This window comes from Rhizobium sp. SG_E_25_P2, from assembly GCF_029892285.1.
Taxonomy (GTDB): Bacteria; Pseudomonadota; Alphaproteobacteria; order Rhizobiales; family Rhizobiaceae; genus Rhizobium_E.
On the sequence record NZ_JARXVM010000006.1, the window covers coordinates 125402 to 138692 of the forward strand.

At 60.2% G+C, this 13291-nt stretch carries 13 protein-coding genes; 7 read left to right on the forward strand and 6 right to left on the reverse strand.

Features of this window, described 5'->3' with window-relative positions; genetic code table 11:
• The first annotated feature begins 217 nt into the window (after nt 1-217).
• A complete protein-coding gene (locus M2360_RS10710) occupies nt 218-1051 on the forward strand; it encodes a hypothetical protein (RefSeq protein ID WP_280775116.1) in 834 nt (277 codons plus the stop codon).
• 4 nt (nt 1052-1055) lie between these two features.
• On the opposite strand, the gene M2360_RS10715 is transcribed toward M2360_RS10710, so the two are convergent.
• Nucleotides 1056-1643 carry an NUDIX domain-containing protein gene (locus tag M2360_RS10715; RefSeq protein WP_280775117.1) on the reverse strand — a complete coding sequence of 196 codons (588 nt, stop codon included), beginning with the start codon at nt 1641-1643 and terminating at the stop codon, nt 1056-1058.
• Between the two features lie 70 nt (nt 1644-1713).
• Nucleotides 1714-3825, reverse strand: a complete 2112-nt coding sequence (locus M2360_RS10720; protein WP_280775118.1) for a molybdopterin oxidoreductase family protein — start codon at nt 3823-3825, stop codon at nt 1714-1716.
• Nucleotides 3826-3909: 84 nt separating this feature from the next.
• Here M2360_RS10720 and M2360_RS10725 point away from each other — a divergent pair, with 84 nt between their 5' ends.
• On the forward strand, nt 3910-4761 hold the full coding sequence (locus tag M2360_RS10725; protein WP_280775119.1) for a 23S rRNA (adenine(2030)-N(6))-methyltransferase RlmJ: 852 nt from the start codon (nt 3910-3912) through the stop codon (nt 4759-4761).
• 10 nt (nt 4762-4771) lie between these two features.
• Here M2360_RS10725 and M2360_RS10730 read toward each other — a convergent pair whose 3' ends face one another.
• The gene (locus M2360_RS10730; protein ID WP_280775120.1) at nt 4772-6052 is read right to left on the reverse strand and encodes a pilus assembly protein; all 1281 of its coding nucleotides are present in this window, start codon (nt 6050-6052) and stop codon (nt 4772-4774) included.
• A 225-nt stretch (nt 6053-6277) separates the two neighbouring features.
• Between M2360_RS10730 and M2360_RS10735 the strand changes: the two genes are divergently transcribed.
• Genes M2360_RS10735 through M2360_RS10745 form a run of 3 tightly spaced genes read left to right on the forward strand, consistent with a single transcriptional unit; the run spans nt 6278 to nt 7981 of the window.
• Nucleotides 6278-6727, forward strand: coding sequence for a hypothetical protein (locus M2360_RS10735; protein ID WP_280775121.1), 450 nt, complete (start codon nt 6278-6280; stop codon nt 6725-6727).
• Nucleotides 6694-7371 (forward strand): ribonuclease, encoded by a 678-nt coding sequence (locus M2360_RS10740; protein ID WP_280775122.1) that lies wholly within the window; start codon nt 6694-6696, stop codon nt 7369-7371. Before M2360_RS10735 ends, M2360_RS10740 begins: the two co-directional genes overlap by 34 nt.
• Before the next feature lie 13 nt (nt 7372-7384).
• Nucleotides 7385-7981: a glutathione S-transferase gene (locus M2360_RS10745; protein WP_280775123.1), complete on the forward strand. Its 597-nt coding sequence runs from the start codon at nt 7385-7387 to the stop codon at nt 7979-7981.
• Nucleotides 7982-7987: 6 nt separating this feature from the next.
• Here the strand turns inward: M2360_RS10745 and M2360_RS10750 are convergent, their stop codons facing one another.
• The 3 genes from M2360_RS10750 to M2360_RS10760 form a co-directional block, all read right to left on the reverse strand.
• Nucleotides 7988-8299 (reverse strand): hypothetical protein, encoded by a 312-nt coding sequence (locus tag M2360_RS10750; protein WP_280775124.1) that lies wholly within the window; start codon nt 8297-8299, stop codon nt 7988-7990.
• Nucleotides 8300-8329: 30 nt separating this feature from the next.
• Nucleotides 8330-8692, reverse strand: a complete 363-nt coding sequence (locus M2360_RS10755) for a hypothetical protein (protein WP_280775125.1) — start codon at nt 8690-8692, stop codon at nt 8330-8332.
• Nucleotides 8693-8846: 154 nt separating this feature from the next.
• A complete protein-coding gene (locus tag M2360_RS10760; protein ID WP_280775126.1) occupies nt 8847-9482 on the reverse strand; it encodes a porin family protein in 636 nt (211 codons plus the stop codon).
• 345 nt (nt 9483-9827) lie between these two features.
• Between M2360_RS10760 and M2360_RS10765 the strand changes: the two genes are divergently transcribed.
• Nucleotides 9828-10595: an SDR family oxidoreductase gene (locus M2360_RS10765; RefSeq protein WP_280775127.1), complete on the forward strand. Its 768-nt coding sequence runs from the start codon at nt 9828-9830 to the stop codon at nt 10593-10595.
• On the forward strand, nt 10592-12622 hold the full coding sequence (gene uvrC, locus M2360_RS10770; protein WP_280775128.1) for an excinuclease ABC subunit UvrC: 2031 nt from the start codon (nt 10592-10594) through the stop codon (nt 12620-12622). The genes M2360_RS10765 and uvrC overlap by 4 nt, the downstream gene beginning before the upstream one ends.
• Nucleotides 12623-13291: the final 669 nt, after the last annotated feature.

A 13291-nucleotide genomic window follows, 5' to 3' on the forward strand; every position in this document is an offset into this window, starting at 1 on the left:
TCCTTCTCCCCGCTCTGCGCGGGGAGAAGGTCCCGGCAGGGGGATGAGGGGCGTTGCACACCATATGATGCGCTCGGCCCCCACTCTGCCCAAGATCCCTAAAATTCTCCCCATTCTCCTAACCCGCCCTAAACCCCGTCGCATCGCAGGAGTACCCCGTTAAGCCGGCCTTAACGCCCCGGCCCCTGAATGATGGCGGAATAAACTGGCGGCGTTGATGTCGAATTTGCGGAAGAAATATTATCTGGTCCTCACCAAGTCCCAGGAGCGGCTGGCAATGCTCGGCGGCGTGCTGCTGCTCGCGCCGATCCTGGCGCTGACCGGCCTGTGGATCAACAATGCACTGACGCTCACGCGGCTGGGCCAGGCCATGGAGGCGCGGGCCGACGTCTGGAAAGAAGACGCCGCAGCCATAGACCGGCAGGTGACGCCAGCGAGCCTCAAGGACCCGATCAAGCGCAACGCCTATCGACTGGTCAACGGTCATGACGAGTTATTGCCGGAACGCCGGGTGATCGTCACGGTGCAGGTTCCCATCGGGTTGAAGAAAACCGGAGCCGACCGGCCGGGCGATCTTGCAGCGCTTGCCGACGAGGCCGCCGCGCGGACCCAGGAAATGGCGGAGCGAGAATGTGCGCTGATGATCGGACCGCTTGCCGCCGAATGCCTTCCGGTGGCCGCGACCGGCAGACGCATCGGCGCCAACGCCTTCGAATATCAGCTGCAGCTCGCCTTTCGCGAGGCGCAGCCTTTCGGCGCGCGCGATCGCGACGGCCGCTACGATTTCACACTGACGCGGTCCACGCCCGGCTCGGAATATATGCGCAAGCGCTTCTATTTTGCGGAAGCCGACCGGCAGCGGCAGAAAATCTATGCGGCCGCCGCCGGCGCCTGCAAGGAGATCCGCAAGCGCCAGGGCAATTGCAGCATCACGGCGCTGTCGGTCGCCTCCAAACTCGATCCCGGCACGCCAATGGCGCGGCTCGCGGCGTCGGCGGCCTATGCCAGCCTGGTTCCGACCATGAAGCTGGCGGACAACGGCGCGCCGTGAGGCGTCAGAGGCCGTATGTCATCACCGCCCATTGCAGGAGCATGATCGTCTTGCCGTCGACGATCTTGCCGGCTGAAATCATCTCGAACGCTTCCTTAAGGGGAATTTCGAGGATCTCGATATCCTCGCCTTCTTCTTCGAGCCCGCCGCCCTCGCCCTGCCTTTGGGTCACATCGATTTCGGCGGCGAAAAAGGAAACGCGCTCGGTCAGAGTGCCCGGAGACATATAGGCGTCGTAGAGATAATCGGCGCGGTCGATTCGGTAGCCGGTTTCCTCCATCGCCTCGCGGATGATGGCGCTCAAGGGATCGTCGCCGTCGAGCAGGCCGGCGGGCGTTTCGATCAGCCAGCCGTCATCGCCGTTCAGCACCGGCGGCACGCGCAATTGCCGAACCAGGATCACGCTTTTTCGGGCGGGATCGTAAAGCAGGATGGTGGCTGCGTTGCCGTGATCGTGGATCTCGCGGCTCAGCGTCTGGCGTCCGCCTTTCAGCGTTTCATGCTCGACGGTCAGCCGTTGCAGATGCACGAAGCGCTTGTAGAGCGTCTCGGAGTTGAGAATGTCGACCTTGCGGGAAGGCTTAGCGTCCATGTCGTCTGCCCTTGTCCATCACGATCCTCCCTGAGCCCCGGTGACATGAAACGGGCTCAAGGAAAAGATCTTATTTTCTCAGCCAGACCCGGTTGTCATGCAGGCCGACGCCGCCGAACGGGGCGACATTGTCAGCGCCGGTCAGCACGTTGATTCCCTCGCCATCCAGATGCGCCTTGTTGGGCCAGAGGCCTTCGACGATCAGCACGCCCGGCTTGGTGGTCTCGGTCACCCGCGCATGGATACGGATCGAGCCTCTGTCATTGCCGATCGTGACGATGTCGCCGGCATTGATCTCCAGCGCCAGCGCGTCGGCGGGCGCGATCATCACTTCTGGGCGTCCCTCCTTCTCCCGCGAGGTCCGGGTTTCGGTGAAACTCGAATTGAGAAAATTGCGGGCCGGCGGCGTGGCGAGGCGGTAGGGATGGGCCTCATCCACCTCTTCGATGACGGGACAGTAATCCGGAAACTCCGGCAGCCGGTCATAGGGGCCGAGCAGGCCGATGGAATCGGGCGGCCGCACCGAACCCTGCTGCCCCTCCCAATCCGGCCGGAAACGGAACTTGCCGTCGGCATGGGCGAAGCCGTCGAGATAATGGGCAGTGCGGAAATCCGGCTGGCGGTCGAACCAGCGGTCATTGAGCAGGTCGTCATAGCTCGGCAGGCCGGGAACCGAGAGGATGCGCTCGATATGCGCGCGCTCGCTCATGCCGAAGCCCGGCTGGTCGGCAACGCCGAGACGCTTGGCCAGTTCTTCGACGACGAAGAGATTGGTGCGGACATCCTGAGGCGGCTCTACCAGTTTCGGCCCGAGCATGATGTGGCTCTGGCCGCCGCCGCGATAGATGTCATCATGCTCGACGAACATGGTGGCCGGCAAGACGATATCGGCGATCTCGGCCGTCTCTGTCATGAATTGCTCATGCACGGCGACGAACAGATCTTCGCGGGCAAAACCCTGCCGCACCAGCCGCTGTTCCGGCATGACATTGGCCGGATTGGTGTTCTGGATCAGCATGGCCGTGACAGGCGGGCCGTTGCGCAGCGCGCGGGCGTCTCCGGTCAGGATGCGGCCGAGTTCGGACTGGTCGAGTTCGCGGATCGAGGGATCGACCAGCGACCGCCCGGTCAGCAGCCGGTTGTCCATGCCGAAGATATGCGAATTGCTGTGGAAGGCGCCGCCGCCCTCATATTGCCAGGAGCCGAGCACGCTCGCCACCGACAGCGCCGCATGCATCGACACTGCGCCATTGCGCGAGCGGGTGAAGCCGTAGCCGAGGCGGAAATAGCTCTTCTTCGTCTCGCCCACCAGCCGGGCGAACGTCTCGATCTCCTCGACCGACAGGCCGGTGATGGCGGAGGCCCATTGCGGGGTCTTTGTCGCGACATGCGCTTCGAGGCCCTGGGGATCATCGGTATAGCGCGCCATATAGTCCCGGTCGGCGTAACCGTCGCGAAAGGCGACATGCATGACGGCGCAGGCGAGTGCGGCGTCGGAGCCGGGCTTCAGGATCAGCTTCAGATCCGCTTGCTTCATGGTCGGCGTATCGTAGATGTCGATCGCCACGACTTTCGCGCCGCGCTCCTTGCGGGCGCGCATGGCGTGGGTCATCACATTGACCTGGGTCGACACGGCATTGGTGCCCCAGATGACCACACAGTCGGATTTGGCCATTTCGCGCGGATCGGGGCCGCGCAACTGGCCCGTGCCCATGACGTATCCTGTCCAGGCGGGATTGACGCAGATGGAATCGAAGAAGCCGGAATATTTCTTGGCGGCGGTCAGGCGATTGATGGAATCGCGCTGCACCCAGCCCATCGTGCCGGCATAATAATAGGGCCAGACACTCTCGGAGCCGTGCTGCGCCTCAGCCTTGACAAAGGCCTCGGCGATCTCGTCCAGCGCCTGCTCCCAGGTGACCGTCTGCCAGGAGCCCGCCCCCTTGGCGCCAGTCCTCCGCATCGGATGCATCAGCCTGTCAGGATGATAGAGCCGTTCGGCATAGCGCGCCACCTTGGCGCAGATCACGCCGGCGGTGTAGCTGTTGTCGGCGCCGCGCACCCGGCCCATCTTGCCGTCGGGCAGGATCTCGATGTCGAGCGCGCAGGTGGAGGGACAGTCATGCGGACAGGCCGAATGAGCGATGGCGATTTTTTCGGAGGGGCGGGTCGCAATGTTCATGCTATCGGTATAATTCAGCCGACGCCGCGCCGCTAGCCGCGCCACAGCGCATTGACAAATATCATCCCGACTTCACCGGAAATCATGAATTACCGCCACATCTATCACGCTGGAAATTTCGCTGACGTCCTCAAGCACGCCGTGCTGGCCCGTCTCGTCGATTATCTCAAGCAGAAGGACAAGCCCTTCCGCGTGATCGACACCCATGCCGGCATCGGGATCTATGACCTCTCCAGCGAAGAGGCGCAGAAAACCGGTGAATGGCTTGATGGCGTCGGACGGCTTCTGGAAAAGGATATCCCGGCCAAAGTCGCGCCGCTTTTGGCGCCCTATCTCCAGGCGGTGACAGCTCTTAATCCAGACGGCGGCGTGCAATTCTATCCCGGCTCGCCGAAGATAGCCCGCCATCTGTTGCGCAGCCAGGACCGGCTGTCGCTGATGGAGCTGCATCCCGACGATTACGAGACGCTGCACGCCAATTTCGACGGCGATTTCCAGACCCGCGTCACCCATCTCGACGGCTGGCTGGCGATGAACGCGCAGGTGCCGCCGAAGGAGAAGCGCGGCCTCATCCTGGTCGATCCGCCTTTCGAACAAGAAGGCGAATACAAGCGCCTTGCCGACTATCTCGGCAAGGCATGGCGGAAATTCCCCGGCGGCGTCTATTGCCTGTGGTATCCGCTGAAGAAGGGCGCGCCGATCCCGGAGTTTCACGCCGCGCTGCATGCGCTGGACATTCCCAAGACGCTGGCGGTGGAACTGACCGTGCGCAGCGAGCGCGACACGACGGGCCTGACCGGCACCGGCCTCATCATCGTCAATCCGCCCTACACGCTGAAGGGCGAACTCGACATTCTGCTTCCCTTCCTCAAGGAGCGCCTCGGGCAGGACCGTTCGGCGTCGGCGCGGGCGGTGTGGATCAGGGGCGAAAGCTAAGCGCCGCGCTTCAACCCGTGAGGCGAGGCATGTTGACCACCTTCAGAAACAGCGCATTCATCGCGTCGGCGACGCCGCTCGACGGGCTGACCTCGAAATAGAGGCCGTCACTCGCGCAGGCTTTCATGTTGGTGGCGATTTCGCTGTGAAACGGCTTGATCCATTTACGGTACCAGCTGTCGCTGTTGACATCGAGATAGGTGGTGTAGAGAACCGCAATACGAACGCCATTCGCCTTGATCTTCGTGCAAACCGATGTGTCGATGGGTTGTTGGCACCGAGTAGCGCCACTGAGCGCTTTCAGGCATCCTGTAGGACGGTTTGCATCCTCCACGCCGTCGCTCACCAAGAATACAACTTTCTGTCTGTCGGTGCCGCTCAATCCGCTACCGCCTGTACCGGCGGTGTCCTTCAGTGTTGTGAGGGCGGAAAGAAGATCTGTTTGCTGATAGCCGTTTTCGCCTTTTCCAGCTATGCTCATGAGGTCGATCGTGCCTGCTGATGTTTTTATATCATCAAGGTTCGATGACATTGCCGCGACCTCCGTCAATCTGGCGTTGGCCGCTTTGGGGCCTAAAGTGTAAAGCGCCATGCGATACTGATCGTTGTAACGTCGCGCTGTTTTTGCGGTGTTGATCATCGATTGCGTAGCCGAAGCCACAACCTGAATCCGCAAGGTGGCGCCAATTGATTTAGCAAGCGCGTAAGCATCGTTCGCTTGGCCAGCAATATGGCAGGCAAAGGCGCAACCGCCATTGTTGGCTTCCAGCAACGAAATGTCGCTCGTCGTCGCGCCGAGGCCCATGGATGGAGAATTGTCGAGCATCAGATAAAAATCGGTATAGGTGACCGGTGAATAGGTTCCTGTCGCTGACCCCGCAACATCGATCGAATTCTTGCCGATGATCTTCAAGAATGTAGTCGGGACGCGTGCATGGAACTCGACACGAGACGTGAAGGTGGTGCTGCTTCTTGTGACATCGAAATCGAAGTTATTGACATAGGCCAAGGTCTTGGGATCTGTATTAACCCTGAACCATTGTTCCGCATCGGCTTCCGCCTCCGCGATGGCGCCGGTGCTGCCATTGGAGAGCGCCGCAAGAACACCCACGGATTGCTCCGCGATGGCGCCAACGGCGGCTGAATCGGCCGCCTGCTGCAGTTTCTGGCGCGCGTTGAGCGCAAATGTGTAATCGACAGCCGAACCTATGCTCGCGCACATCACGACTATCAACAACGCCGCCGTCATGGCGAAGTTACCTGTACGATCCGCCAACATCGTCTTCAGCATCGGTTTCTCTCTAATGGTGATAACCGCATCACTAGACGACGCCCGCTAATATCAAGCTAACTGTTTTAGTTAATCATCATTTACAGCGCAGCAAACCGCATCGTCGTTCACCGGGTTGCCCCTGGCTACAAGAATCGGTTCATAGCGCGGCGCAGAGACGCTTAGCCCTTGACCCCCGCGCCGCTTCGGGACAAAGCTCTGGTCACGTTTTCAGGAGATCGTTTCATGTCCGCCGCCCGGATCGCCTTGGCTCTCTCGCTCGCCCTCTCCGCCTTTTCGGCGCAGCCCGCGCTATCGTTCGAATTCCTGAAGATGCCGGCGCCGCAATGCGATTCCCCCAATGTCCTCGCCACGTTGAAAGAACGGGTCGATGGTCGTTTCAGGTCGGTGAACAAGACCAAGCTCTATATCAGGAAGGTCGTCAATGCGCGGACGACCCATGAACGGCCGAAGGACGAGTTGCACCGGGTTGGCCGCAAGTTCTGCCATGGCGTCGCCCTGATGGGAGGCGGCGCGAAACATGAAAAGCGCGACATCTGGTATACGCTGTCGACGCCGCAGGATCTCGCCGGCATCCCTGGCGTGGCCAAAGTCGATTTCTGCATTTCGGGCCTCGATGTCTGGCGGATCTATGGCAAGGATTGCTCGACGCTCCGCACCACCATCGGCTGGTGATCGGCTTGGGCGCCGCAAGTCGCCTGTTGGTCGCGGTCGCGGCGTCAATCGCCGCCTTCATCGGCACGGTGGCCAAAGCGGATGCTTTCGATTTCTACGTCCTGTCGCTCTCCTGGTCTCCGACCTGGTGCAAGGCTGAGCCTGGTCGCGTCGGCGACCGGCAATGCAAAGAACAACGCCGCTTCATCGTCCACGGACTCTGGCCGCAAAACGAGCGCGGCTGGCCGCAATACTGCCGCAGCAATGAGCCGGACCGCGTGCCCTCCTCAATGATGCGGGTGATCGGCGACGTCATGCCCTCCATCGGTCTCGCTGGACATGAGTGGCGCAAGCATGGCGCCTGCTCGGGCCTGAGCCAGGAGCGCTATTTCCGTCTGCTCAAGGAAGCCTATGGCCGGATCAAGCTTCCAGCCACTGTTTTCGACGGCAAAATCGAGCGCAGACTGGGAGTCGACGACATCGAAACTCTGATGACCAAGGCCAATCCTGGTTTGCCGCGTGACGGCGTCGCCGTGTCCTGTGACGCAGGCAAGTTTGAGGAAATCAGGATCTGCATGACCAAATCGCTGGGCTTTCGGGCTTGTGACGAAGTCGACCGCCAGTCCTGCCGCCTCAAGACCGTCAGCATTCCCTCCGCACGATAAAGGGCCGAGCTTCATGAAACTGCTCTATTCCTCCGCATCCCCCTATTCCGCCAAATGCCGCATGGCCGCCGCATATCTTGGACTGGACATCGAATTCGTCGCGGTGAAGACGGATGAGGAGCCCTCGCTGCTGATCGACAACAATCCGCTTGGCAAGATACCCTGCCTTGTGAGGGAGGACGCGCCGTCGGTGTTCGACAGCGCCACGATCATGCAATTCTTCAATCGCGACACAAAGGGCAAGCTCTATCCGCGCAATCCGGTCAGACGAACCGAAGCGGAAGTGCTGGAGGCGCTGTGCGACGGCGTTACCGATTGCCTCATCGCCATCATCTATGAGCGGCGTTTCCGGCCGGAAGACAAGCAGCACCAGCCCTGGATCGACAAGCAGTGGGCCAAGGTCGAACGCGCGCTCGACCACCTCGACGCCCATCTGCCGAAGACCGGCAAGAGCCTGCACGGCGGACATTTCGCGCTCGCCGCGCTGATCGGCTATCTCGATCTCAGATTCGCCGGCCAATGGGAAAAAGGTCACGGCAAGCTCAAGACCTGGCGCAAGAAATTCGAGCGCCTCTTCCCGGACTACGAGGCGCTCAAGCCGCAGGCCTGATCGCCCTCAGGGAGAAACGCCACGCTGGGGCTGGATGTCGTCGGGCGCGGGCGTCGCGTCAATCGTATTCTGCGCCGGAGGCTCTGCGTCGCTATCGGCGCTGGCCGCCGGCGGATCTGGCTGCTGCGGAGCGATCGCGACACCGTAGATTTCCGTGACGCCCCAGGCGACCAACGCCAGAACCAGGCCGGCCACAAGCACCCAGAGAACCGGTCTGCCTCTCTGCCCCTGGCGCGCTTGGGTGGCGTTGCGCTCGACGGTGCGGTCGATCACCGGCGCGTCCTTCAGCTTGCCATCTGAATCGATTTGTCTCGACATGCTTCATCCTCTCGGCTGTGAGCGACGGCGTCAGGCGCCGCCCGGTTCAAGCGTGGCGGCGAATTCAGGATAGGCGCGAAGGAAGTTGTCATGCGACCCGCGGAAATCCTGCTCGCAGGTGAGCTGCACGGCGATGTTGTCACTCAGGTCCAATGCGTCCTCGAACGACACGCGGACTACATCGTTGTTGCCGCGGATCAGGTCCGCGGTCTTGTCGAAGCCATTGTCAAGAAGCCAATCGCGGGGCGCCAAAACGCTGATCAAGATCGCATAGCCATCTTCATCCTGTCGCGCCGCGCGCATTTTGTAGGCTGCAGGCGATTCCTGGCTTTGGAGGCGGATGCGCCCCTGCCCATCGACTTCTCCGAGATGTTCACCATTTTCAGACGCCATGTCGTCATCCTCGCTCGTATTGCCCTGGTCAGGCGGTCCGCCTGACGTCAACGACACAACAGGATGATGGTTCCAGCAGCCGAATGCCAAAAGACCCCGCCGCTGTTTGCGACGGGGTCTTTTGCCTGAGCCTAAAACGGCGTCAGTCGTTCAATCAGAAGCGCATGCCAAGGCCGACGGAGACCTGATGCTCCTTGAAGCCGCGATCGCGAGCGCCGCTATCGAGGTCAAAAGTCTGGGTCTGGTAGTTGGTGAAGCGATACTCGGTGCGAGCCGTGATCTGATCGGTGATCTTGGCTTCGACGCCAGCGCCGACGGTCGCGCCGATCAGCGTCTTGGAGTCGTGCGAGGTCGCGTCTTCGGCCTTGACATTGGCGGCGGCCAGACCGGCGGCGCCGTAGACGAGAGCCGGCTGCAGGTCGTAGCCCACGCGGCCGCGGATCGTGCCGTTCAGACGCTGGGTGGTTTCGACGCCGTTCTTCTGACCGTCAACGCCGGAATAGTTGATGTCGGCTTCGCCGCCATACACGATCTGGCCCTGCTGCATGTTGTAGCCGCCATAGAGACCGCCGCCGAGGCCGTTGGTGTCATAGTCGCTCGGAGCCGTCTTGGCCCATTGCTGGGTCACGCGACCGCCGACATAAGCGCCGTCCCAACCACCGACAGGCGCCATGGCGTCCTGGGATTCCGGAGCGAGCGGAACTTCATCGATGGCGTCAGCCGCCTGGGCGGCGGACAGGGCCGACAGCATCATGGTGGAGGCTGCGAGTGTCACGAACAGATTGCGCATTGTCTTCTCCTTACATCCGGCGTCTCGCGTCATTTCCCGCGGCGCCATTGATTTTCAAAATGACCCAAAAGGATCCAAAGCTTCGATGTCCCTTTAATGAAGCGTTTTTCATTACCAACAGGTTAATCAAAAAAGGCAATGTTGTGACATTTTTCATCTACAACGCCACTTTTAAAGCATCTCTGGATTTTATATAATTGTTTACCATAAAATATCCTATAATATACTTTCAATAACTCAACTTTAACATGGTTAACAAATTATTTAATCTGATGTTTGGACAGGTGCGTATCAACCCTATATCAGGACGCAGATAATCTGCGAGCGATTCAAAAGGTCCGTCAGTTGAAAAACACGCATATCAAGACAGCTTTGGTGACGGGCGGATCCACCCGTATCGGCGCGGCTATTGTCAAGGATCTTGCCGATCATGGATTCGCGGTCGCCATTCACGCCAACGGCTCCTTGGCGCAGGCGTCAGAACTTTGCGCGGCGATCGCGTCGCGAGGAGGACGCGCCTGCGTTGTGCAGGCCGATCTTTGCGACGCAGGAGCCCGCGCTGGCGTGATCGCCAAAGCAGCGGCGGCGCTTGGCCCCCTCGGCCTTGTCATCAACAACGCGTCGATCTTCGAAGACGATTGCATCGAGAGCTTCGACGAAGAGGTATTCGAGAAGCATTTCGCCGTTCATGTGAAAGCGCCGGCGACGCTCATCCGCGATTTCACCGCGCAATTGCCAGAGGCGGCCCATGGACTTGTGGTGAACATGATCGACCAGCGCGTCTGGGCGCTTAATCCGCGCTTCTTCACCTATACACTGTCCAAAGCCGCGCTGTGGACCGCCACCCAGACGCTGGCGCAGGCGCTGGCGCCAAGAATCCGGGTGAATGCGATTGGCCCCGGTCCGACCCTGAAAAACCACAGGCAAAGCGAGGCGGACTTCGCCGCACAGGTGGACGGCCTAATCCTGAAGGCAGGCCCAGCGCTTGCCGAATTCGGCCAGACCATTCGTTTTCTCTTTGACACGCCGTCGATCACGGGCCAGATGATCGCTCTGGACGGGGGACAACACCTCGCCTGGCAAACCCCAGATGTCGCGGAGATCAAGGAATGACGGCAATGACGCCGAAGGATGGCGGCATTCTCTATGACGAAAACCTGACGGAAGACGAATTCGACGAAACAGACGACGCGGAGATCGTCGCCGTCAAGGGTCCCGATATCGCCTGGCGCGAAACGCCGCTGCCGGAGACGGGACTGACCGGCATGGAGTTGATCGGCGAATTCGTCAAACAATTGCCAAACAGACCCGGCGTCTATCGCATGCTCAACGCCGAGAACGAGGTTCTCTATGTCGGCAAGGCGCGGTCGCTGAAGAAACGCGTCAGCAACTACGCCCAGGGCCGCGTCCATTCCAATCGCACCGCGCGGATGGTGCGAGAGACCGCCAATATGGAATTCGTCATCACCCGGACGGAGACCGAGGCGCTGCTGCTGGAAGCCAATCTGATCAAGCGGCTGCGCCCCCGCTTCAATGTGCTGCTGCGCGACGACAAATCCTTTCCCTATATCCTGATCACCGGCGGGCATAGAGCCCCGGCGATCTACAAGCATCGCGGCGCCCGGGTGCGCAAAGGCGATTATTTCGGTCCCTTCGCCTCGGCGACGGCGGTCGGACGCACCATCAATTCGCTGCAGCGCGCCTTCCTGCTGCGCACCTGCACGGATTCGGTGTTCGAAAGCCGGACCCGTCCCTGTCTTCTCTATCAGATCAAGCGCTGTTCCGGTCCCTGCACGCATGAGGTCACGGATCAAGGCTATGACGTTTTGGTGCGCGAGGCGCGCGACTTCCTGTCGGGCAAGAGCCAGAATGTGAAGGCGGAAATCGCCGGCCAGATGAACCAAGCGGCCGAGGATCTCGATTTCGAGCGCGCCGCCGTCTATCGGGATCGTCTGGCGGCGCTCTCGCATGTGCAGGGGCATCAGGGCATTCATCTCGCCAGCGTGGAAGAGGCCGATGTCTTCGCCATCCATCATGACGGCGGGCTTTCCTGCATCCAGGTGTTCTTCTACCGGACAGGCCAGAACTGGGGCAATCGCGCCTATTTCCCGAAGGCCGACCCATCGCTGACCTCGGCTGAAGTGTTGAACGCCTTTCTCGCCCAGTTCTATGACGACAAGCCCTGCCCCCGGCAAATCCTCCTTTCCGAACCAATCGAGGAAATGGACCTATTGTCGGATGCGCTGACCGAGCGGGCCGGCTTTCGTGTCGCCATTCATGCGCCGCAACGCGGCGAAAAACGCGAAGTCGTGGACCATGCGCTCAACAATGCGCGCGAGGCGCATGGCCGCAAGATCGCCGAGACGTCGTCGCAGGCGCGCCTGCTCGCCGGCATGGCTGAAACATTCGCCCTCGCCTACCCGCCCCGCCGCATCGAGATCTACGACAATTCCCACATCATGGGGACCAATGCGGTGGGCGGCATGGTGGTCGCGGGCATGGATGGCTTCCTGAAAAACCACTACCGCAAATTCAACATCAAATCCGAGGATCTGACGCCCGGCGACGACTTCGGCATGATGCGCGAGGTGATGACGCGCCGGTTCAGCCGTCTCATCAAGGAGAATGGCAAACCGGACCGCTCCAAAGCGCCCGAGGACGACGACGTCGTGCCCGCCTGGCCAGACGTCATTCTGATCGATGGCGGACAAGGACAGATGACAGCGGTGCGCGCGATTCTCTCCGAACTCGACATCACCGATTGCGTGACCGCGATCGGCGTCGCCAAGGGCGCTGACCGCGAAGCCGGTCGCGAGCGCTTTTTTCAGGAAGGCAAACCGTCCTTCACCCTGCCGCCCCGCGATCCCGTGCTGTATTTCATCCAGCGTTTGCGCGACGAGGCGCATCGCTTCGCCATCGGTTCGCACCGGGCGCGCCGAAAGAGGGAACTGGTCAAGAATCCGCTGGACGAAGTCGCCGGTATCGGCCCCACGCGCAAGCGGGCTCTCCTGCAACATTTCGGGACGGCGAAGGCGGTCTCACGCGCCGGCATTCCCGACCTCATGGCCGTACAGGGAATCTCCGAAGCCGTGGCGCGCCTGATTTACGCGCATTTCCACGATTCCCTGCCCGAAAAATAGCGTTCCAGATCTGCAAATTTGCTCATGACAAAAGCGCCGCTTTGTGAAACAAAGCGGCGCTTCTAAAAGGGGGTCGGTCAGCGTAATTGCAGAACGAGGACTCCGCGTGTTTTACATCTGACCGACCGGCCCCACGATTCAGGAGATGCGGCGGACCTGAGCATCATGGGGTAGCTGGAAATTTTTATTTCCTCTCCGTTGAAATGAAGATGACCGGGAATCGTTTTAAAATCAACGCCTCCAAGCGCACTATCCGGTGGAAACAACTAGTATTTCATCATCGCCTAACATGACAGTTCGAAATGTCGCTTTGTAACAGTCCCGAAAGATGCGCAATATTCACGCAAGCCATGCTCAAGCTAAAGCAGATAGACTCATTTTTGCTCACTTAAGCGGCATTTGAGAAATCCTAGTTAAGGGTTTGAAAAAAAACCTAAAAACTGTTTCTTGATCGAACAGCCGTAAATAACGTTTAACTAAAATGTACTATGGAGCTTGAATTCGCAACCCGTGACTGCGCTTCGCGAGCCGGCGCGCTTTATGCGATTCATTTGCTGCCTGAACGAACTCACAAACCTGTGGATAACTTTGCGTGAGATGTCCATCAGAGGTCGTACCCGGCATTTTTCCGGTCCGCACGTTCACAGCGCGCCCTGCATCCGTTTTTTA